The sequence below is a fragment of the Effusibacillus sp. SKA8 genome, from assembly GCF_058273125.1.
This window is the reverse complement of sequence record NZ_JBZCSF010000012.1, coordinates 40,480-61,363: the sequence shown is the minus strand read 5'-3', so window position 1 is coordinate 61,363 and position 20,884 is coordinate 40,480. Positions and strand designations below refer to the sequence as shown.

Below are 20,884 nucleotides of genomic sequence, written 5' to 3'. Positions count from 1 at the left end.
AGTATGATTGTACGGGCATACGGGTATTTTTTCGTGAGACGGATTGGTGGGGGAAGTTTTGATGAGAGAGCAAATTTCGAGATTGTTCGGCGGATACGAAAAAGAGGCGTCCGGCACCGAAGAAGTGAAACAAATTCCGGTCGATTCCATCCAACCCAATCGCTTTCAGCCGCGGACCGTTTTTGACGACGAACGGATAGACGAACTGAGCCAGACGATTAAGACGCATGGCATTATTCAGCCGATTGTCGTAAGAAAAAACGGCCCTGTATACGAATTGATCGCCGGGGAACGGCGTTGGCGGGCCGCGAAGAAACTCGGCCTTGCCAATATCCCGGCGATTGTGCGGGAGCTTAACGATACACAGGCGGCTTCCGTCGCTTTGATCGAAAACCTGCAGCGGGAAGGGCTGACGGCGATTGAAGAAGCGGTCGCGTATCAGCAATTGTTGGAACTGCACGGGTTAACGCAGGAAAGTTTGGCGCAGCGGCTTGGAAAAGCTCAATCGACGATTGCCAACAAACTCCGTCTGCTCAATTTGCCGCAAGAAGTGCAAGACTCGTTGTTGAACCGGCAGATCACCGAACGCCACGCGCGTGCGTTGCTTTCGCTGCCTGCAACCGAACTGCAATTGAAAGTCTTGGCCGAGATCATTGAGAAGCAGTTGAATGTAAAGCAGACGGAAACAAGGATCGAACAGCTGTTGAACAAATTACAACCGAAACCGAAATCCCGCAAAGTGTCTTTTTCAAAGGATGTGCGTTTGGCCATCAATACGATCCGGCAATCCCTGGACATGATCCATAAAACCGGGTTGACGGTGCTGACGGAAGAAGAAGACCACGAAGATTATTACCAATTTGTGATCCGGGTTCCAAAATCATGAATGGAACTTGTCAGGCTGATTGGCCTGATTTTTTCTTTTTCCGATTTCATTTTATCTCTCTATCTTGTAAAATATAGGTTGTCGGAAAATAGGCAGGGTGGCATCCTAAATTTGCTTCCAAAATTTTTATTAAAGTTACGGGGTGAAACTCTTGGCGAGGATTATCGCGGTAGCAAATCAAAAAGGCGGAGTCGGGAAAACTACGACAGCCGTTAACCTCGGTGCCTGCCTGGCCACATTGGGTAAACGGGTGCTTTTGGTCGATATCGATCCGCAGGGGAATACGACCAGCGGGGTGGGTATCGACAAGGCGGATGTGAATGCATGCATTTATGATGTTCTGATCAACGAAGCAGATGCTCTTGCAGCCGTTTTGCCCACTGCGATCGATGGGTTGCATATCATACCGGCTACGATACAACTCGCGGGTGCCGAAGTTGAATTGGTTCCGACGATTTCGCGTGAGGTAAGGCTTCGGAAGGCGTTACAACCCCTTAAGAACAAATATGACTATATAATTATCGATTGTCCTCCTTCACTTGGTCTTTTGACGGTTAACGCGTTGACCGCTTCCGATTCGGTGATGATTCCCATTCAATGTGAATATTACGCCCTCGAAGGTTTGAGCCAACTTCTCAATACGATCCGTTTGGTGCAGAAACATTTGAACACCAAACTGGAAATTGAGGGTGTTGTGCTGACAATGTTGGATGCGAGGACCAACTTGGGGATCCAGGTGATTGAAGATGTGAAAAAATATTTTCGGGAAAAAGTGTACAACACCATTATTCCCCGTAACGTTCGCCTCAGTGAAGCTCCAAGCCACGGACAACCGATTATCTCGTACGATCCGAAATCCCGGGGCGCCGAAGTTTATATGGACCTTGCAAAGGAAGTGTCGAATCTATGACGAAACGTCTTGGGAAAGGTTTGGAAGCGCTCTTGCCTCAAATTGGTACGGAGGATAGTGTTATAAACGCGAAGATTACCGAGTTGCGTCCGAACCCGTATCAACCGCGCAGAGATTTCAATGAAGAAAAGCTGCGGGAATTGACGGAATCGATCAAAGAGCATGGGATCATTCAACCGATTATTGTCAGGAAAAGCTTTCGGGGCTACGAAATTGTCGCCGGAGAACGGCGCTGGCGGGCCGCCCAGTCGGCCGGACTGGAAGAGGTGCCTGTCGTTGTAAAAGAGTTTGACGACCGGCAGATGACGGAAATCGCTTTGATCGAGAATCTGCAACGGGAAGATCTCAACCCGATTGAAATTGCCGAGGCTTACAGCAGCATTATGGAAAAATTCGATCTTACACAAGACGAGTTGGCCAAAAAGGTGGGACAGAGCCGTTCACATGTTGCAAATTTTCTCCGGTTGTTAAACCTTCCGCCGGAAATCCGGGAGTTTGTTTCACGTGGAACAATTTCAATGGGGCATGCCCGGGCGATTCTTGGATTGGAAGACCAACAACAACAGATCGCAATCGCCAAGAAAATCATGGAGGATGACTTAAGCGTTCGTACGGTTGAACAGATGGTGAACCGATTGACACAAAATGTTTCACGTGAAACAAAAAGGAAAAAACAGGAGTCAAACCGAATCATCCAACAATATGAAGAAAAGTTCCGGGTTTCTTTGGGCACTGCGGTCAAGATTCATTCGGGCAAAAAGCGGGGAAAAATCGAGATCGAATACTATTCGCTTGATGACTTGGAACGAATCTTAAACTTGCTCGGCGGATGATCCATCGGCGGTGGAGAGGATTTTCCTCTCCGCTTTTATACGTATACGTTGAGAAAAAGGCGGCTGTGGTAACATAACACATTCAAAACTCTTAACTTTAGGGGTGGATAATACCGATAAAGCGAAAAGCGAGGTGAACGGCATGATCTATCTGGATAATGCGGCCTCATCGTGGCCGAAGCCGCCAGGAGTGGCGGAAGCGATGATGGAAGCGCTGCAAGAATACGGGGCGAATCCGGGACGAAGCGGGCACCGGATGGCGGTACAAGCAGCCGAAAAGATCAATCAAACCAGAAGTCGGTTGGCTGATTTGTTTCACGTCAAGAACCCAAACGATATCGTGTTTACGCAAAATGCAACAGAGGCGTTAAATTTGGGATTGAAAGGGTTTCTGAAGCCGGGTGATCATGTGATAACCACCAGCCTTGAGCACAATTCGGTACGTCGTCCGCTGGAATATCTGCGAAAGAGCGGGGTCGATACCACGTATATCAGAATTCCGGCCGACCATGACAATCTGTTAACGGAATTGGAAAAAGCGATCGGGCCGAAGACCAAACTGATCGTTGTAACTCACGCCTCGAATTTGACGGGAGAGATTCTCCCAATTGAAAAAATCGGTGAACTTGCCGGCAAGCACAATGTGAAGTTCATGGTGGACGCGTCGCAGACAGCGGGCGTTTATCCGATCGACGTGGATGAGATGAAGATCGACCTTCTGGCGTTTACCGGGCATAAAAGTTTGTACGGTCCGCAGGGAACCGGAGGATTATACATTCACCCGGAACTGGAACTGGAGCCTCTTCTGCACGGGGGTACGGGAGGCTACTCCGAGTTGGTCGAACAACCGGCGGTACGGCCGGACCGTTATGAAAGCGGAACCCGCAATACGGTGGGAATTGCCGGACTTGGAGCGGGGCTCGGTTTTATTGAGGCGACCGGGTTGGACCGGATTCGCAAACATGAAAAAGACCTGGCGCAATTTTTAATGGAGGAGCTGGCCGGGATAAAGGGACTGACCCTGTATGGGCCCGGGAAGGGCAAACCTCGTTGCCCGATTGTGTCGTTTGCGGTGGAAGGATACGATTCAAACGAAATCGGGTTCATTCTTGACACACATTATCAAATCGCGGTTCGGAGCGGCTTGCACTGTTCCCCGCTCGCCCATGAGACGCTAGGCACAATCGATAACGGATTGGTGCGCGCAAGTCTCGGTTATTTCAATACAGAGCAACATATTGAAGAGTTTATTCGAGCAATAAAAGAAATCGTAAGCTGAGAGGAGCCAAGAAATGGCGCTTTTGGGAACACTGGTCAATGCAGTAGCGATTGTTGCAGGGGCATTACTTGGAGCCGTGTTCCAGCGGATTCCGGAGAAAATGAAGCGAACCATCCTGCAGGGGTTGGGACTGTCAGTGTTTGTGATCGGTGCGACAATGGCGTTCAAAGCGGGAGATGATCTGTTCTGGATCATACTGTCTCTTGTAGGCGGAGCGATTATTGGAGAATGGCTGGATATTGAAGGCAAACTGGAAGCGGTTGGGCGGTTTGCCGAACGAAAAATGGCACGCATGGGACAAGGGAGAATTGCGGAAGCGTTTGTTTTTGCATCGTTAATCTACTGCGTGGGGGCGATGGCGATCGTCGGGGCGCTGGAAAGCGGTTTAAACTTCAATCACTCCGTGCTCTACACAAAATCAGTGCTTGACGGATTCTCCTCGGTCATTTTTACGTCGACTATGGGGCTTGGCGTAGCTTTGTCAGCCATTCCGGTTTTATTGTATCAAGGGATAATCGCGTTATCGGCAGAATGGCTGCGGGAATTTTTGTCGCAACCGGTCATCACCGTAATGTCTGCAACCGGCGGCGTCTTGATCATGGGAATCTCGCTCAATGTTCTGGAAATCAAAAAAATTCATGTGGGCAATCTGCTGCCGGCGATTTTTATAGCCGGAAGCATTAAGTGGTTTTTGTTGTAGATAGGACTTCGGAGCCATAGGAAACGCGGCACGGGTTATGATAAAATAACGACGTTAATGCACTTGTTGACTGGGAAGGAGTTTATCCCGCATGTTCGACTATCGGCAATGGATTCTGGACAATCTTGAAACCATCGTCATCATCATTATCGGTCTGATGGTTTTGGCGCTATTCTTCTTTATCATCAATACGGTGCGTCTCAACCAACTGCACAAACGGTATCGGCGACTTATGCGGGGAGTGGATAAGGCCAACCTGGAGGAATTGATTTTTAAACAAACGGAGCAACTTCAGACCTTGAACCGGAAGGTGGAAGAAGTTGCAAGTGCACAGGCGAAGGTCAATCGGGACTTGCAAACGAGTATCGGGCCGATCGGGATTGTTCGCTACAACGCGTTTGACGATATCGGAAGCGATCTGAGTTTTTCAATCGCGATTTTAAACCGGGAAAAGAACGGCGTGGTCATCTCAAGCTTATACGGACGGGAAGATTCAAGGATTTATGCGAAGCCGATTGCAAACGGAGAGTCCGAGTACAAGATGACCGAGGAAGAAAAAGAAGCGGTAAGAATAGCCGTTCAAAACATGAACAAAAACATGGACAGATAATGGAAAAATCCCCGGCGATCGGGGATTTTTAATGTCACATCTCTTATTGTTGCTTATTCCGGAGTTGTTCGAGCCGCTCTTCCACCTGCTGCGGCGTCAGGCCGCTTGCATTGATCACCGGGCAGTTTTGTGCGATATTGTGGATTCCCATCAGGTTTTGGTCGGCGCCGGAGATAACGATTGCGGTATAATGGTTTTGGCCCTGATTGATTTTCGAGCTGTCGAGAATGTCCACTTGATATCCCTGCCGGGACAGGTACTCTTGAATCGGCGAAAGATTCGGTTCGATTGCAATTCGGCCCATCGTATATCCTCCTTTTGGAATCATCAAAGATAGTTTGATTCCAACCGAACCTCTCTATACGGGGAAACATGAACAGCGGTGGCAGTGACGGTTGCGGCAAGCGGCTGCGCGATGCATTCGGCCATTTTCATCACCACGGAAAGACGGGTGTTTTGCAGCACGAAATATTCCATAAACCCCCCGACGTTCACGATTCCGGTTATGTGAATGTCGCCGACTTCCGGCAAATTTTTGTTTACTCCGGAACCGGGTTTTAACGGACCAATTCCTACGGAAATCATCCCGACGGAATTCAGTTGGCCCAAACAGGCGTCGATGGCGATAATATAAGGTTTTGCATAGAGCTGTCGAATCAGGGTCAGGGTGTCATTCAGATTCACTGCGTGCACCGGTTCATCCAACGTTCCGTAAATCGGACACTCGTTATGCGGCAAAAGTGTCTGAAGCCGGCTCCCGACAAGGGGGCCTAAAGAATCTCCCGTCGAGCGGTCTGTTCCGATACATACAATCACCAACTGTTGATCGGAAACTCGGTTGGCGAGCAACTTGGCCAGGTGATTCCGGAGTGAAGGGACCGCATGGGGTAAAGTATGATCGATCTTAAAAGTGGACATAGAAATCCTCCCAATCGGGTATTGTTATCATTTTATGGAAAAAGCGGCGGTTCTATACTTGTGCACTTGTAAATATTTATAAACTGGGGGTATTGTCGCAAGATGCAGCAAATGGTGCAACCTGTGTCAGGAGGATGCCTGAAATGGTGATCGATCTGTTGATTGTGGGATTATTGTCATGGGGCGGAGTGATCGGGTGGCGGCGCGGGGGGTACCGGTCCCTCATCGATTGCGTCAGTGTGGGAAGCGCGATTGCCGTTGTGCTGTTTTCGATCCCGCTTGTGCGAGACATATTGATCGACGGGGAATGGGCCTGGGCGGTTCGAAAATGGCTGTGGGATCACATGCGTGCCGTCCCTGCCGGGAAGGGGCTCTCCCAACCCGAGTTTGGCGCTGCGGATCATTTGTACCACATGCTGATCGTCGGAGTGGGCGCGTTGGCGGTTTTGATTGGCATTCAGATGATTTTGCAGGTGTTCCAGACCGTTTTGAAAGAACCGGGCGGATCACCCGGATCCCGCATTGCGGGAGCGCTGATTGGAACGGCGATGGGGAGCGTACTTGCGGCGTATGTGGTACAATGTCTAGGGCTCTTGTCGTGGCTGCAGGGGTTTGAAGCGCTGGACCGGAGCCTGGGACATTCATTTCTGGTGTGGTCCGTCATGAATTGGATTGTGGAGTAGGAGAGGTGAGGGCGGTTGACGTGGCTGACGCAACTGAAGCAGATATCCGACGAGTTCACCCAAAAACTGAGCGATCCCGCTATTTGGGACACTTTCCTTTACCAAGCCGTAAAAATCATCCTCTTGCTGATTGTTGCCAAAATCGCCATTCGCGTGGGTTCCGTCGCATTTGTCCGCCTGTTCTCAAACCGCGCCGTTCGGATGGACGAGCGTCGGACGCGGACGTTAACGGTGGTAAGCACCAACATTCTCCGTTACGTGGTGTATTTCTTTGTCGCAATGACGGTGCTGGAAGCGGTCAATTTTCCGATCAAGACGCTGTTGGCGGGAGCCGGGATTGTCGGTTTGGCGATCGGTTTCGGTGCCCAGAGTTTGGTCAAAGACATGATCACAGGTTTCTTTATCATTTTTGAAGACCAGTTTGCGGTGGGAGATGAAATCCAAACGGGCAATTTCCGGGGAACCGTGGAAGAGATCGGGTTGCGGATCACAAAGCTCCGCGCGTGGACCGGCGAGATGCATTTTATACCGAACGGGCAGATCGCCAACGTGACTAATTTTTCGAAAGCGAATTCGCTGGCCGTCATTGACGTGGGCGTATCTTACGAGGAGAACCTCGACCGGGTGATCGAAATTCTGAAGGAACTGCTGGAGGCAGCCAAACGGGACATATCCGCCATTGTGGGAGATCCGAAGGTGCTTGGCGTTCAGGAATTCGGTCCGACCGAAGTGAAAATCCGGGTCATCGCCGACTGCAAACCGACGGAACACATTCCCGTGGCGAGGGAGTTGCGAAAGCGGATCAAGCAAACATTTGATGAAAAAGGAATCGCGATCCCATACGCAAAACAGGTCGTGTTCCCTGCAAACACGGGGAAAGAAGCGAAACAGGGCACATAGGGTTGCGAACATGAATTGCCGGACGGCAAGAGTACTGAAAGGGGAAGGCATTGTGGAACGCAAACAATTCGGGCTTGGCGATGTGGTGCAGATGAAAAAGCCGCATCCGTGTGGTGCGAACGAATGGCAGGTAATCCGCATGGGGATGGACATCCGGATGAAATGCGTAAAATGCGGTCGCAGTGTGATGATCCCGCGCAGCCAATTTGAGAGGCAAATGAAGAAAGTGCTGTACAAGGCGGAAACGGCGGAGAATCCGCAGTGAAGACGGATGAATGCGCAGTTTAAATCTTTTGTATCCGATACATACTAACTCCCGTCAGGAGGGGGATTATGATCGGAGAAAAAATCGTTGCGATTCGAAAAGACGCGAACGGCAGGATTACGCAGGTGAAAACCCATACCGGGCGCATCTTGACGATGGAACAGGCCATGGAGCAAGCGGCGAAGGGAGGATTTGATTCCTTGACCGCGATCGACCGGGAAGGAAATTGGTACATCGCAGACTCTGCGGGTGACGGTAAACCGGAGGTCGGAGACAATCTGTCGATTTTGCCGGAATTTTAGGAGAACGAGGATTACATTTTTCATGGCTGATGGAAAATTTGCTTTGACAATTTGGCAATTGTGATGTATGATGTAAAGCAAGTTATACATTTGCGTTAAACGTTTGCTTATGAAAAGTCAGGTAGCCGATTCGGTTGCACCCTTCTTCATAGGTGCGAACCGGATCGGCTTTTCTGTATCACAAACGAGTTTTATGCAAATGATATGATACAAAATCTGTACAGTGTAATTTTAGGGAGGATTCATCACATGCAACGAGGAACAGTAAAATGGTTTAACCCGGAGAAAGGCTACGGTTTCATCTCGACGGAGGCCGGAAATGACGTGTTTGTGCACTACAGCGCAATCCTTGGCGAAGGTTTCAAAACCCTCGAAGAAGGACAGCGGGTAAGCTTTGAAGTGGTGGAAGGAAATCGCGGTCCGCAAGCAGCAAACGTTACCAGACTGTAAAAGTTTGCCACAACCCATTTGGGAACGCCCAAATGGGTTATTTTTTTGCAACAAATAACATGTCCAGCCACTGGCGCGTTGTCCATAACATTATTGGTGGGCGTGCGCGTTAACTGGCTTTTTTTCTTTTGCTATAATGAATAAGTATGAATGATGGAGGTGTGCCGGATGGCTTTGTGTGTAGGGATAGTCGGTTTGCCGAACGTCGGGAAATCGACGCTTTTTAACGCGATTACGAAGGCGGGGGCGGAAGCGGCGAATTATCCGTTTTGCACAATCGATCCCAACGTCGGTGTGGTGGAAGTTCCGGACGAACGCTTGCAAAAGCTGGCGGAGATCGTAAGTCCGCAGAGGATTCTGCCGACCGCCTTTGAATTTGTCGACATCGCGGGCTTGGTGAAAGGGGCGAGCCGCGGGGAAGGGCTCGGCAACAAATTTTTGTCCCATATCCGCGAAGTGAACGCAATCGCCCATGTGGTCCGATGCTTTGAAGACTCGAACATCACCCATGTGGCCGGCAACGTGGATCCTTTGTCCGACATTGAGACGATTAACCTGGAACTGATTTTTGCCGACATGGATACCGTGGAACGCCGGATGGAGCGGGCGCGCAAAGGGGTCAAAGGCGGCGACAAGAAGGCGCAGCAGGAAGTGGAAGTGCTGGAGCGGCTGAAGGCGGCTTTTGAAAATGGAAAACCCGCGAGATCCGTTGAACTGGATGAAGAAGAGCGCTTGTTGATCCGCGACCTGCACCTTTTGACGATCAAACCGGTCCTTTATGTGGCCAACGTTGCTGAAGACGAAGCGGCAAATGCGGATGAGAACGAGCATGTGCGGGCGGTAAAAAAATACGCGGCGGAAGAAGGGGCGGAAGTCGTGGTCATCTCCGCCAAAGTCGAATCGGAAATCGCCGAACTTGAAGGGGAAGACCGCGACATGTTCCTGCAGGAACTGGGCCTTCAGGAATCGGGGCTCGACCGGTTGATCAAAGCCGCGTACAAGCTGTTGGGCCTGATTACCTATTTTACGGCAGGCGAAAAAGAAGTGCGCGCGTGGACGATTCGCAAGGGGACCAAAGCTCCCGCCGCAGCCGGCGTGATCCACTCCGATTTTGAAAAAGGGTTTATCCGCGCGGAGGTTGTCGCCTATGAGGATCTGATCGGCGCGGGTTCCATGAACGCCGCGAGGGAAAAAGGATTGCTGCGGCTGGAAGGGAAAGAGTATGTGGTACAAGACGGGGACATTATGCATTTCCGCTTCAATGTGTAAGCGCTTGTGACAGAAATCGGAAAATGATAGACTGATAAAAAAGAAATCAAACGGAGGAATTCCTGAATGTTAAACCGGATCATCCTGATCGGAAGATTGACGGCCGATCCCGAACTGCGTTATACGCCAACCGGAACGGCGGTCGCTTCCTTCACGTTGGCGGTTGACCGCCCCCGCGCCAACCAGATGGGAGAGCGGGAGACCGATTTTATCAACATCGTGGTGTGGCAAAAACTTGGGGAACTGTGCGCCCAATATTTGAAAAAGGGCCGTTTGGCTGCCGTGGAAGGCCGGCTGCAAATCCGCAGCTACGAGAACAGGGAAGGACAACGCGTACGGGTTGCCGAGGTGATAGCGGACAACGTGCGGTTCCTGGATCGCGCCGACAGTTCGTCCGGCGGTTTTGAAGGAGCGGGCGCCGGATTCGCCGGAAGCAACCCGGGTTTTGGCGGCAACAAGCGGAATTCGTTTGACGACGATCCGTTTGTGGACGACGGGAAACCGATCGATATTTCGGATGATGATTTGCCGTTTTGAAAAGCATAATTTTGAAGAAAAATCGGCCTCCTGGTAATGAAACATCGCTGGAATAGAGCCGTGGCAGAGGCTTTGTACAGGAAGAGACGCAAGATGAGTTCGATCGATGCCGGGAAGTGGCTGGACCGGGTGCGTGCGGCAAGGCCGTTGGTCCACAACATCACAAACGTGGTGGTGACGAATATTGCCGCCAATGCTTTGCTGGCCATAGGCGCATCGCCTGTCATGGCGTACGCAACGCGGGAAGTCGCCGACATGGCAACGATTGCCGACGGTCTGGCACTGAATATGGGAACGCTGGACGAATCCGTAGTGGAAGCGATGCTGCTTGCGGGGCGGGCCGCAAATAAGGCGGGGGTGCCCGTGGTGTTCGATCCGGTGGGAGTTGGCGCAACTCCTTACCGGAATGAGGTCGCAGTCCAAATCGCCGACCAGCTTCGTCTTGCGGTGTTACGGGGAAATGCGGGGGAAATCGGAGTACTGTTGGGTGCCGGCGGCGAGGTGAAAGGGGTCGATGCCGCTTCCGCCGCAGCGGGTCTGCCGGAAGCGATGCGGAGATACGCACAGCAAAAAAGTTGTGTGGTTATAGCGACAGGAGAAACGGATTACGTTACCGACGGAGATACGATTTGGGAGTTGCGGAACGGTCACAAACTGTTATCCGTCATCACAGGTTCCGGGTGCATGGCGACCGCGATCCTCGGGGCGTTTACGGCTGCGGCCGGTCGCCAGGCGAATCACCGGACCTATGCAGAGGCATGTGTGGCCGCCTTGACTTGCTACAACGTCGCGGCGGAGATTGCGGCGGAGCGCGCCCAGGAGCCGGGGACTTTCCAGGCGGCGTTATTTGACGCGTTGTATCAATTTGGAAGGAACCCGGGTGAACGAGCGCACCCGAATCGTTTCGAGAAGAGACTGATTTCCTTAAAATTGAGGCCAGCAAGCGCCGGATGCGCTTGCTGGCCGATTATTTTAGCGCGGTTTCCAGCTCGTACCAGTATCGGCAGATCGTCAGCAGCCCTTTGTCAAAGTTCTCCAGGTGGAAATGTTCGTTTGGCGCGTGGAAATGTTCGTTTGGCAGGCCGAACCCCATTAACACGACAGGCAGTTGCAGCAGGCGGCCGAATGTTTCCACAATCGGGATCGATCCACCCATACGGGTAAAAGCGGTCGGCACTCCGTAAACTTGTTCGTACGCGCGGGCCGCTGCCTGAATCGCAGGATGGTCGATCGGAGTGGCGAAGGGACGCCCTCTGTCAAACAGCTTTGTGCTGACAGTCACACCGGGCGGTGTATGCTTTTCGATATGTTTTTGGATAAGCGCCAGGATTTCGTCCGGGTCCTGATCGGGTACAAGGCGGCAGGTGATTTTTGCGTGCGCTTCCGACGGAAGGACCGTTTTGATCCCTTCGCCCTGAAAACCTCCGTAGATTCCGTTGATCTCCAATGTTGGCCGAATCCAGGTGCGTTCCAGCAGCGAATAGCCGTTCTCGCCGAAAAATTCGGGAATTCCGAGTTCCTGCCGCATTTTCTCTTCGTCAACACCCAGAGCGCGATATGCTTCCCTTTCTTCGTCCGAAACAGGGGCGACGCGGTCGTAAAAACCGTCGACGGTGATTCGACCGTCCGCGTTTCGCATCGAATCCAAGATGTGAACAAGGGCGTGGATCGGATTTTGCACGGCTCCGCCGTACAGGCCCGAATGCAAGTCCCCGTTCGCCCCTTTGACATCGATCTGCAGTCCGCAGAGGCCGCGGAGCCCGGTGCAGATCGCGGGTTTGCCTTTATCCAGCATCGGCGTGTCGGAGATCACCAGCACATCGGCGGCGAGCAGGTCTTTGTGCGCTTCCGCAAACCGGTCCAGATTCGGGCTGCCGACCTCTTCTTCGCCTTCAATGCAAAACTTGAAATTGAGCGGGAGTGTTCCGGTTGTCCGCAAAATGGCTTCCACAGCCTTGATATGCATAAATATCTGCCCTTTGTCGTCGCTGGCGCCGCGGGCATAAATCTTCCCGCCCCGGATACTGGGTTGAAAAGGGGGAGTCTCCCACAATCCGACGGGATCCACCGGCTGCACGTCATAATGGCCGTAAATCAGTACGGTGGGTTTGCCCTCCGCTTTCAGCCATTCGCCGTAGACAACAGGGTGTCCCGGCGTGGGCATGATTCGCACATTTTCCATTCCGGTTTGTTGCAAAGAATCCGCAATCCATTGAGCAGCCTCGGCAACATCCCGCTTGTGTTCCGACAGGGCGCTGATGCTGGGGATGGCGAGCAGTTGTTTCAGTTCGTTCAAGTGACGGTCCCGCTGTCCGGCAAAGTACTCTTTTAGGCGATTGTCCACAATGGATCCCCCTTCCGATTTTGTTCTGATTTTACCATATTTTTGGGCACACTATCCGATGGAGGTGATACGATGCGTTTTAGCGCATCAGTAACACAATCTAGCCCGCCTGACGGCGGGTTTCTTTGTTTACGGGGCAGCCACTCAATGGGCAGCGGTGATTTTCACGGTTGAAGAATGATACCTGTGCATGCAGGAGAATGCCGGTGTGTTGTGGAAGGTAGTACAAGTGCCTTGTGGAGGGGATTGCCATGCGTGATACCCAGAAAGACTTGGATATTGCGAAAAATATCAAGCTGATCGAGTGGCTGAAGGCGGAACTCCTGGACAATGTCGCCGGATTGTTCCGCGGGTTTCAACGTGGGAGCGAAACCTTGCTGCAGGATTGCCTTGCCAACATAGTGGTGTTGTGTTATTTACTGGCGAGACGCCTTGGCATGCGTTATTCCCAGTTTGACAGCCGGATCTTGCAAAAAATCCGCCAGGATGCCGGCGCCGACCGGGATTTCGAAGCATGGCGGGCGGATTTGGCGATTTTGGAAGAGCATTTTCAAAACAAAAAATAGATGCAAGCCAAACAGATTGCCAAACTGCACGGATTTTACCTGAATACGTGCGGGGGTTGTTCATGGTATAACATAGATTAGAAGCATGAGGCAGGGAGGGGTCAATTGTGAAGGTTATCTTTCTTCAGGACGTGAAAGGGCAGGCAAAAAAGGGAGAGGTAAAAGAAGTGGCGGACGCATACGCCCGTAACGTCCTTATCAAAAAGGGGCTTGCGGTGGAGGCGAACGCCGCGAACCTGAACAAACTGCAGGCGCAAAACCGTGCGGCCGAAAAGAAGGCGAAAGAGGAACTGGAAGAAGCGAAAAAACTGGCTGCCGTTCTCGAAAAGACGGTTGTTACGATCAAGGCGAAAGCGGGTGAAGGCGGTCGCGTGTTCGGTTCCGTAACCTCGAAGCAGATCGCCGAAGCGTTGGAAGAAATGCAATTAAAAGTGGACAAACGGAAGATTCATCTGGAAGAACCGATTAAAGCGCTAGGCACCACCATCGTGCCCGTCAAGCTGCATCCGGAAGTGACGGTCGAACTGCGTGTCCAGGTTCAGGCGGAGTAGATCATCATGAAAAAGCTATTGGAAAAGCTCAACATCATTCCGAACTCCACATTGCACCAGAAACTGGAAGACAGAGAAGCGCTTCGCCGGCAAGTGACAGCGCTTTTTGGCATATTAAGCGGCATCTACGGAGCGGACAAACTGGTGCTGCGGGCCGGAAAACTGGAAGCCCTGAATCTGATGCGGTCGTCGGATCTGGCTGACCGGGTGATTGCCTTGCAGCGCATCGTATTTGAAAATCCGCACATTTCGGACCGTCCGTCGCCGGAACAAATTCCGGACATCTTGCAGGAAGTGGAAGAAGCGTTGGCCGACATGCTTGCACGCCGCTCCGTCGAGGCGGAAATCGAAGCGAAGGTCAACGAAAAGATGCAGGAGCGTCATGAGGAATACCTGCAGGAAATCCGGACGCAGCTCATCAAGGAAAAATCGGGCCCGGAGAACGCGCAAACGTTGAAGAAATACGCGAAACTGGAAAAGTTGGAGCATATCCACCTGTCCCGTTCCACTTTGGAATTGGTGCGCCCGCAGCGGCTTTCCGACATCGTGGGCCAGGAAAAAGGGATCCGTTCCCTGATTTCAAAATTGGCGTCCCCTTTTCCGCAGCACGTGATCATCTATGGCCCGCCCGGGGTTGGGAAAACGACGGCCGCCCGGATTGCGCTGCAGGAAGCGGCGAGGATGTCCTCCACTCCCTTTGCCGCGGATGCGCCGTTTGTGGAGGTGGATGGAACCACTCTGCGGTGGGATCCGCGGGATATCACAAACCCGCTTTTGGGATCGGTGCACGATCCGATTTATCAGGGAGCACGCCGGGATCTGGCGGACACCGCAATTCCCGAACCGAAATTGGGCCTCGTGACGGAGGCGCACGGAGGCGTTTTGTTTATCGACGAGATCGGGGAGCTCGACCCGATTTTGCAGAACAAGCTGCTGAAAGTTTTGGAAGACAAGCGGGTCCAGTTTGACTCCCCGTATTACGACCCGGAAGATCCCCATGTGCCGAAATACATCAGGAAACTGTTTGAAGAAGGTGCGCCCGCCGACTTCATCCTGATCGGTGCCACGACGCGGGATCCGTCGGAAATCAACCCGGCGTTGCGTTCCCGCTGCGCGGAAGTGTTTTTCGAACCGCTCGTGCCGGAACAGGTTGCGGAAATTGTCAGGGGGGCCGCTTCCCGGCTGGGAGTGTCGGTCGAAACGGGAGTGCCCGAGCTGATCGCCCGCTATACGATTGAAGGACGAAAAGCGGTCAATGTGTTGGTCGACGCGTACGGGCTGTTGAAATACAAGGAAAGCGTACAAGGGGAACAGTCCGGCACCATTGCCGTCAGGGATGTGGAAGAAGTGCTCCGGATGAGCCGCCTGCATCCTTATGTCCGGCGGAAGAATGACAGCCGTCTGGAAGTCGGGCGCGTCAACGGTCTAGGGGTCGCTGGGTTCCTCGGATCTGTCATTGAGATTGAGGCGGTAGCGTTTGCCGCGGCAGAAAAGGGCAAGGGGCGGTTGCGCTTCAACGATACGGCCGGTTCGATGGCAAAAGACTCCGTCTTTAACGCCGCTGCGGTGTTCCGGCGGATTACGGGGCAGGACCTGTCCGATTTTGACGTGCACATCAACGCCGTCGGCGGAGGCCGGATTGACGGACCGTCGGCCGGGGTGGCCATCTTTCTGGCTGTCTATTCGGCTGTTACCGGCAAGCCGATTCCGCAGTGGATCGGGGTGACGGGTGAGATTTCGATTCAGGGCCGCGTGAAACCAGTTGGCGGCATCGTCGAGAAAATCTTCGGCGCGCGGCAAGCGGGACTGGCTCATGTCTTGGTGCCGGAGGAAAATGCGCCGGATGTGCCGAATGATACTGCCGGGATACAAGTGTCAACGGTTGAAACCATCGAGGATGTGTTGGCGCTTGTGTTTGGGGAACAGGTAGAGAAAGTCAGCTAGTCTCCAAAGGAGGGCACTGCATGGACGGACAAATCGCGGAGCGGATGCCTCCCCAAAATATCGAAGCGGAACAGGCGGTGCTGGGGGCTGTCCTGATCGAACCCGATGCACTCCCCGTTGTTACGGAAATCCTTAAACCGGAAGACTTTTACCGGATCAGCCACCAGAAGATTTTTGAAGGGATGATCCGGGTCGCGGAGCGGGGGGAGCCGGTGGACATCGTCACCTTGACGGCCCATCTGCAAAATCTGGGTCAGATTGAAGAAATCGGCGGTGTCTCTTATCTGGCGACGCTGGCCAATACGGTGCCAACAGCGGCCAACGTCGATTATTACGCCAACATCGTCAAGGAAAAAGCGGTTGTCCGCCGCTTGATCAAGATCGCCACACAGATCGCGGCTTCCGGATACGAAGGAACCGACGACGTGGTCGGCTTGATCGACGAGGCGGAACGCCGGATTTCCGAACTGTCGAACGAGAAAATTACGCGTGGCTTCACTCCGATCAAAGACATTCTGCTTGCAACATTTGAACGGATTGAGTTTCTTTATTCCAACAAAGGTGGAATAACCGGAATTCCGACGGGATATCCCGATCTCGACCGGTTGACGTCCGGGTTTCAAAAATCGGACCTGATTATCGTGGCGGCCCGTCCCTCTGTCGGGAAAACGGCTTTCTCCCTCAACATCGCCCAGAATGTGGCGGTGCGGTCGGGTGTGCCGGTCGCCATTTTTTCACTGGAGATGTCAAAGGAACAGTTGGTGCAGCGCATGCTGTGTTCCGAGGCGATGCTGGACGCGGGAAAACTGCGGACGGGCTTTCTCGCGGACGAGGATTGGCCCAAATTGACGATGGCGATCAGCGCGTTGGCGGAAGCGCCGATTTTTATTGACGACACGCCGGGGATCACGGTTGCCGACATCCGGTCGAAATGCCGCCGTCTGCAGCAGGAACACGGCTTGGGCATGATTCTGGTCGATTATCTGCAACTGATTCAGGGGCGCGGACGGGCAGACAACCGGCAGCAGGAAATTTCGGAGATCTCCCGAACTCTGAAAATGATTGCCCGCGAATTGGATGTGCCGGTTATCGCCTTGTCCCAGTTGAGCCGTTCGGTGGAACAGCGGCAGGACAAGCGCCCGCTACTTTCGGACCTGCGGGAATCCGGCAGCATTGAGCAGGATGCCGATATTGTGGCGTTTTTGTACCGGGAGGACTACTACGACCCGGAATCGGAGAAAAAGAACATCATTGAGATCATTATCGCGAAACAGCGAAACGGCCCCACCGGGAAGGTGGAGTTGGTGTTTCTGAAAAACTTCAACAAATTTGTCTCGCTGGAACGCGAGGCTGCAAGCTAACGGCTAGACCGGAGGCCGAGTCCCGGCAACCGGTTTTTTCGTTACCGAATATTTTTGAATTGCACAACCACATAATACGAACAAATTTAAACCGAATGACAAGGATTGTTCGTATTTTATATTGACGAGTTGCTTGATTCCTGCTACACTCACAAAGGGAGATTTTATGTATTTCTCCGGAATATCCCGGGGAATGTATGGATATGGAGGTGTTGCCCTATGGCAACCTTAGTAGTTGTGGGCACTCAATGGGGCGATGAAGGCAAAGGCAAAATCACCGACTTCCTGGCGGAAAAAGCGGGAGTGGTGGCGCGCTACCAAGGAGGCAACAACGCCGGTCACACCATTTCGATTCAAGGTAAAGAGTTCAAACTGCACTTGATTCCGTCCGGCATCTTTTATCCGGAGAAGATCTGTGTCATCGGCAACGGGATGGTTGTTAACCCGAAAGCGCTTGTTGACGAACTGGCTTATTTGAAAAATAACGGCGTCGCAACCGACAATTTGCGGATTTCGGACCGCGCGCACGTTGTGATGCCTTATCATATCCGGCTTGACGAACTGGAAGAGGAGAGCAAAGGGACGAACAAAATCGGCACCACCAGAAAAGGGATCGGTCCCGCCTATATGGACAAAGCGGCGCGGATCGGCATCCGCATGATCGATTTGCTCGATCCGGAGGAGTTCGCTTCGAAACTGAAGCGCAACTTGGAGGAAAAGAACCGGATTTTTGAAAAACTGTACGGCGCCGAAGGATTCGATTACGAACAGGTCTATCAGGAATATCTCGGTTACGCCGAAGTGATTCGCCCCTATGTCACGGATACGTCGATTGTGTTGAATGAAGCGATCGACGCGGGGAAAGACGTGCTGTTCGAAGGGGCGCAGGCTTCGATGCTCGACATCGACCAGGGCACGTATCCCTACGTCACTTCTTCGAATCCGGTTGCCGGCGGCGTCTGTATCGGCGCCGGGGTCGGCCCGACCAAGATCGACAAAGTCATCGGCGTGGTCAAAGCGTACAGCACCCGCGTTGGCGACGGCCCGTTCCCGACGGAACTGCTTGACGAAACGGGACAATTTATCCGGGAAACCGGGCGCGAATACGGAACCACCACCGGGCGCCCGCGCCGGGTCGGCTGGTTTGACGCTTTGGTCGTCCGCCATGCCCGCCGGGTATCGGGACTCGACGGAATGGCCGTCACCCGGCTGGATATTTTGACCGGGTTGAAAGAACTGAAAATCTGTACCGCGTACCGTTACAACGGGGAGATTCTGACCGAATTCCCGACCAGCCTGAAAATGCTTGCAAATTGCGAACCTGTCTATGAAACGCTGCCCGGTTGGGACGAAGACATCTCCGGGGTTCGTTCTTACCAAGAACTGCCCGCCAACACCCGGGCATACATCGAAAAGATTACGGAAGCGACAGGCGTTCCTTTGGCGATTTTCTCCATCGGCCCGAACCGTGAACAAACGGTTCCGGTAACGGAGATCTACTAAATCAGCCTGACTAAATCGGCCCGACATGCGGTCCGCGGTTGTCAGCCGCGGCCGCTTGCCAAACCGGTATCGTCCGGCATGCCGAAAAGCACCCCGCTAAATCCTGCCCAAAAAATCATCGAAAAATCATCGAAAAAGGGTTGCGCCGTAAAGTTGCTTCGTGTTAAGATACTATTTGTTGCCGCGATGACGCAAACAATAGCAAAGCGGCGATTTCATTGTGAGCCATTAGCTCAGTCGGTAGAGCACCTGACTTTTAATCAGGGTGTCGATGGTTCGAGTCCATCATGGCTCACCATTTTGCTAGGCCCCATGGTCAAGTGGTTAAGACACCGCCCTTTCACGGCGGTAACAGGGGTTCGAATCCCCTTGGGGTCACCAGCTACAATACAGTGCCCGGAATCGGGGCGGGTTTTCGGGGGCTTCACGTCACCAATCCACGTCAATGTAATGGGAAAGTCTTTTGGAGCTGTGGTGTAGTGGCCTAACATGCCCGCCTGTCACGCGGGAGATCGCGGGTTCGAATCCCGTCAGCTCCGCCATTTCTGCAAGGGAAAAGCTTCATTTACAACCTGATAGGGCTCGGTAGCTCAGTCGGTAGAGCAGAGGACTGAAAATCCTCGTGTCGGCGGTTCGATTCCGTCCCGAGCCACCACATAACGAAAACTTGGCATTTGCCAAGTTTGTAACCCAGGTGAATACCTCGACCCAAAAAGCGAGTCGCTGGACTCGCTTTTTCGTTTTTTCGGACAATCCGCCAGGATACGAAATCCGCAAGTTAAGTGTTTCCCCCGTAAGACCTGATCACTTGCACCGCCTTCTCCACTTGATCTTTGGGGCATACAACCGTCAGCAGGATATCTTCCCCCGATACATCGTCCGCAGTAGTGGCATATCCGCTGGCAGATGCGTCCGCAGCCATTAGAACCGCGGCGTTACGGCTCGACGGATCCATCCCGAGCGCCATGTCTCCGAGGCTCGATATTTTCCCCGTCAGGGGGTTCGTCAGTTTCTGGGTAGGTTGACCGGGATACGGCGACACGCGATTGATTTGTACGGTATTGATTCCCATATTTTTCAGTTCCTCCGATGCTTTCCGGGCAACATCGGGGTCCGCAAACGAGGCGAGAATCGCTTGTTCCCGTTCCGGATCAAATTGGTCTCTGGGCACTCCGACCGTTCTTGGCATCGTTTTTGCTTGTTGTTCAAACACATCCTGCAGGTTGTCGTCCACAAGGATCCCTCCTTCGATAGTTGTAGTGTGGACCAAGCAAGGCTTTCCCATGCTGGAACTATTTGTTTAGAAGGATTTTTGACGAGACCAATTGAACTAGGTATGTGGGAAAATGGTACCCAAGGTCACGCTGAAAGGGTGAGCCCAATGAATCAAAAAATCATGGTCGTGGAAGATGAGCTTCCGATCGCGGATATACTGAAGTTTTCCCTGGAAAAAGAGGGGTATGAGGTGATTGTGGCCAATGACGGTGAGGAAGCGGTCGACATGGCGAGCCGCCAACAGCCGGATTTGATTTTGCTTGACGTGATGCTTCCGAAAAAAGACGGGTTTCAGGTCTGCCAAGAAATCCGTTCGTTTTCCGTAACCCCCATCATTATGCTGACCGCCCGGGATTCGGAAGTGGACAAAGTTCTTGGACTTGAACTGGGCGCGGACGATTATGTGACCAAGCCGTTTTCATCACGGGAGTTGCTTGCGCGGGTCAAAGCGAACCTGCGGCGGCGCAATAACGAAGCGATGACCAGTGCCAAACCGCGTTATGCGGTGGGAGAGTTGGTGATCGACACTTCGACGTACCAGGTGACGAAAAACGGTGAAGGGGTCGACCTTACATACAGGGAATTCGAACTCCTGTTGTACATGACGAAGCATCGTGGGAAAGTCCTGACGCGCGAACATCTTCTGCATGAAGTCTGGGGATTCGATTACCTGGGCGACATTCGCACTGTTGACGTCACGATTCGCCGGCTAAGAGAAAAAATCGAAACCGATCCGAGCAATCCGCAGTACATTCTGACCCGTCGGGGAGTCGGCTATTCGATGAGGGGGTAGGGCAC

23 protein-coding genes, 4 tRNA genes and 1 pseudogene are annotated in these 20,884 nt (G+C 52.7%); 24 read left to right on the top strand and 4 right to left on the bottom strand.

The window, feature by feature from the left end; genetic code table 11:
* Nucleotides 1–61: 61 nt before the first annotated feature.
* The 6 genes from noc (at nucleotide 62) to AC4ED1_RS11010 (ending at nucleotide 5,218) form a co-directional block, all read left to right on the top strand.
* Nucleotides 62–886 (top strand): nucleoid occlusion protein, encoded by an 825-nt coding sequence (gene noc / locus AC4ED1_RS11035; protein WP_490938525.1) that lies wholly within the window; start codon nucleotides 62–64, stop codon nucleotides 884–886.
* A gap of 151 nt (nucleotides 887–1,037) precedes the next feature.
* Entirely contained in the window at nucleotides 1,038–1,796 is a 759-nt protein-coding gene (locus AC4ED1_RS11030) for a ParA family protein (protein ID WP_490938523.1), read from the top strand.
* Nucleotides 1,793–2,629 carry a ParB/RepB/Spo0J family partition protein gene (locus AC4ED1_RS11025; protein ID WP_490938521.1) on the top strand — a complete coding sequence of 279 codons (837 nt, stop codon included), beginning with the start codon at nucleotides 1,793–1,795 and terminating at the stop codon, nucleotides 2,627–2,629. The genes AC4ED1_RS11030 and AC4ED1_RS11025 overlap by 4 nt, the downstream gene beginning before the upstream one ends.
* A gap of 142 nt (nucleotides 2,630–2,771) precedes the next feature.
* Entirely contained in the window at nucleotides 2,772–3,908 is a 1,137-nt protein-coding gene (locus tag AC4ED1_RS11020) for an aminotransferase class V-fold PLP-dependent enzyme (protein ID WP_490938519.1), read from the top strand.
* Between the two features lie 13 nt (nucleotides 3,909–3,921).
* The gene (locus AC4ED1_RS11015) at nucleotides 3,922–4,608 is read left to right on the top strand and encodes a DUF554 domain-containing protein (protein WP_490938517.1); all 687 of its coding nucleotides are present in this window, start codon (nucleotides 3,922–3,924) and stop codon (nucleotides 4,606–4,608) included.
* Between the two features lie 91 nt (nucleotides 4,609–4,699).
* Nucleotides 4,700–5,218, top strand: a complete 519-nt coding sequence (locus tag AC4ED1_RS11010) for a DUF4446 family protein (RefSeq protein WP_490938515.1) — start codon at nucleotides 4,700–4,702, stop codon at nucleotides 5,216–5,218.
* A 43-nt stretch (nucleotides 5,219–5,261) separates the two neighbouring features.
* Here AC4ED1_RS11010 and AC4ED1_RS11005 read toward each other — a convergent pair whose 3' ends face one another.
* Both AC4ED1_RS11005 and yyaC read right to left on the bottom strand, forming a co-directional pair.
* Nucleotides 5,262–5,522, bottom strand: coding sequence for a YkuS family protein (locus AC4ED1_RS11005; RefSeq protein WP_490938513.1), 261 nt, complete (start codon nucleotides 5,520–5,522; stop codon nucleotides 5,262–5,264).
* Between the two features lie 23 nt (nucleotides 5,523–5,545).
* A complete protein-coding gene (yyaC, locus tag AC4ED1_RS11000) occupies nucleotides 5,546–6,136 on the bottom strand; it encodes a spore protease YyaC (RefSeq protein ID WP_490938511.1) in 591 nt (196 codons plus the stop codon).
* Nucleotides 6,137–6,279: 143 nt separating this feature from the next.
* Here yyaC and AC4ED1_RS10995 point away from each other — a divergent pair, with 143 nt between their 5' ends.
* The 8 genes and pseudogenes from AC4ED1_RS10995 to thiM form a co-directional block, all read left to right on the top strand.
* Nucleotides 6,280–6,819 carry a CvpA family protein gene (locus AC4ED1_RS10995; RefSeq protein WP_490938509.1) on the top strand — a complete coding sequence of 180 codons (540 nt, stop codon included), beginning with the start codon at nucleotides 6,280–6,282 and terminating at the stop codon, nucleotides 6,817–6,819.
* A 15-nt stretch (nucleotides 6,820–6,834) separates the two neighbouring features.
* Entirely contained in the window at nucleotides 6,835–7,719 is an 885-nt protein-coding gene (locus AC4ED1_RS10990) for a mechanosensitive ion channel family protein (protein ID WP_490938507.1), read from the top strand.
* 52 nt (nucleotides 7,720–7,771) lie between these two features.
* On the top strand, nucleotides 7,772–7,984 hold the full coding sequence (locus AC4ED1_RS10985; protein WP_490938505.1) for a DUF951 domain-containing protein: 213 nt from the start codon (nucleotides 7,772–7,774) through the stop codon (nucleotides 7,982–7,984).
* A 68-nt stretch (nucleotides 7,985–8,052) separates the two neighbouring features.
* Nucleotides 8,053–8,286: a DUF3892 domain-containing protein gene (locus AC4ED1_RS10980; protein WP_490938503.1), complete on the top strand. Its 234-nt coding sequence runs from the start codon at nucleotides 8,053–8,055 to the stop codon at nucleotides 8,284–8,286.
* Between the two features lie 249 nt (nucleotides 8,287–8,535).
* On the top strand, nucleotides 8,536–8,736 hold the full coding sequence (locus AC4ED1_RS10975; protein WP_490938501.1) for a cold-shock protein: 201 nt from the start codon (nucleotides 8,536–8,538) through the stop codon (nucleotides 8,734–8,736).
* A gap of 168 nt (nucleotides 8,737–8,904) precedes the next feature.
* A complete protein-coding gene (gene ychF / locus AC4ED1_RS10970; RefSeq protein ID WP_490938499.1) occupies nucleotides 8,905–10,005 on the top strand; it encodes a redox-regulated ATPase YchF in 1,101 nt (366 codons plus the stop codon).
* Between the two features lie 66 nt (nucleotides 10,006–10,071).
* Nucleotides 10,072–10,542, top strand: coding sequence for a single-stranded DNA-binding protein (locus AC4ED1_RS10965; RefSeq protein ID WP_490938497.1), 471 nt, complete (start codon nucleotides 10,072–10,074; stop codon nucleotides 10,540–10,542).
* A gap of 93 nt (nucleotides 10,543–10,635) precedes the next feature.
* Nucleotides 10,636–11,412 (top strand): annotated as a pseudogene (gene thiM / locus AC4ED1_RS10960) (hydroxyethylthiazole kinase); the annotation flags it as partial.
* 97 nt (nucleotides 11,413–11,509) lie between these two features.
* Here the strand turns inward: thiM and AC4ED1_RS10955 are convergent.
* A complete protein-coding gene (locus AC4ED1_RS10955; RefSeq protein ID WP_490938495.1) occupies nucleotides 11,510–12,886 on the bottom strand; it encodes a dipeptidase in 1,377 nt (458 codons plus the stop codon).
* Between the two features lie 251 nt (nucleotides 12,887–13,137).
* Here AC4ED1_RS10955 and AC4ED1_RS10950 point away from each other — a divergent pair, with 251 nt between their 5' ends.
* From AC4ED1_RS10950 to AC4ED1_RS10910, 9 genes are all read left to right on the top strand, one after another.
* Nucleotides 13,138–13,452, top strand: coding sequence for a MazG-like family protein (locus tag AC4ED1_RS10950; RefSeq protein WP_490938493.1), 315 nt, complete (start codon nucleotides 13,138–13,140; stop codon nucleotides 13,450–13,452).
* A gap of 107 nt (nucleotides 13,453–13,559) precedes the next feature.
* Entirely contained in the window at nucleotides 13,560–14,003 is a 444-nt protein-coding gene (rplI, locus tag AC4ED1_RS10945; protein WP_490938491.1) for a 50S ribosomal protein L9, read from the top strand.
* Between the two features lie 6 nt (nucleotides 14,004–14,009).
* On the top strand, nucleotides 14,010–15,947 hold the full coding sequence (gene lonC / locus AC4ED1_RS10940) for a Lon family ATP-dependent protease (protein ID WP_490938489.1): 1,938 nt from the start codon (nucleotides 14,010–14,012) through the stop codon (nucleotides 15,945–15,947).
* 20 nt (nucleotides 15,948–15,967) lie between these two features.
* Entirely contained in the window at nucleotides 15,968–17,308 is a 1,341-nt protein-coding gene (gene dnaB / locus AC4ED1_RS10935) for a replicative DNA helicase (RefSeq protein ID WP_490938488.1), read from the top strand.
* 219 nt (nucleotides 17,309–17,527) lie between these two features.
* Nucleotides 17,528–18,811 (top strand): adenylosuccinate synthase, encoded by a 1,284-nt coding sequence (locus AC4ED1_RS10930; protein ID WP_490938486.1) that lies wholly within the window; start codon nucleotides 17,528–17,530, stop codon nucleotides 18,809–18,811.
* Between the two features lie 222 nt (nucleotides 18,812–19,033).
* Nucleotides 19,034–19,109: transfer RNA gene (locus AC4ED1_RS10925), tRNA-Lys, on the top strand.
* Between the two features lie 8 nt (nucleotides 19,110–19,117).
* A tRNA-Glu gene (locus tag AC4ED1_RS10920) sits at nucleotides 19,118–19,192 on the top strand.
* Between the two features lie 84 nt (nucleotides 19,193–19,276).
* A tRNA-Asp gene (locus AC4ED1_RS10915) sits at nucleotides 19,277–19,353 on the top strand.
* 37 nt (nucleotides 19,354–19,390) lie between these two features.
* Nucleotides 19,391–19,466, top strand: a tRNA-Phe gene (locus AC4ED1_RS10910).
* A gap of 123 nt (nucleotides 19,467–19,589) precedes the next feature.
* Here AC4ED1_RS10910 and AC4ED1_RS10905 read toward each other — a convergent pair.
* On the bottom strand, nucleotides 19,590–20,045 hold the full coding sequence (locus tag AC4ED1_RS10905; RefSeq protein ID WP_490938484.1) for a hypothetical protein: 456 nt from the start codon (nucleotides 20,043–20,045) through the stop codon (nucleotides 19,590–19,592).
* Nucleotides 20,046–20,192: 147 nt separating this feature from the next.
* Between AC4ED1_RS10905 and yycF the strand changes: the two genes are divergently transcribed.
* Nucleotides 20,193–20,879 carry a response regulator YycF gene (gene yycF / locus AC4ED1_RS10900; RefSeq protein ID WP_490938482.1) on the top strand — a complete coding sequence of 229 codons (687 nt, stop codon included), beginning with the start codon at nucleotides 20,193–20,195 and terminating at the stop codon, nucleotides 20,877–20,879.
* The last annotated feature ends 5 nt before the right edge of the window (nucleotides 20,880–20,884 follow it).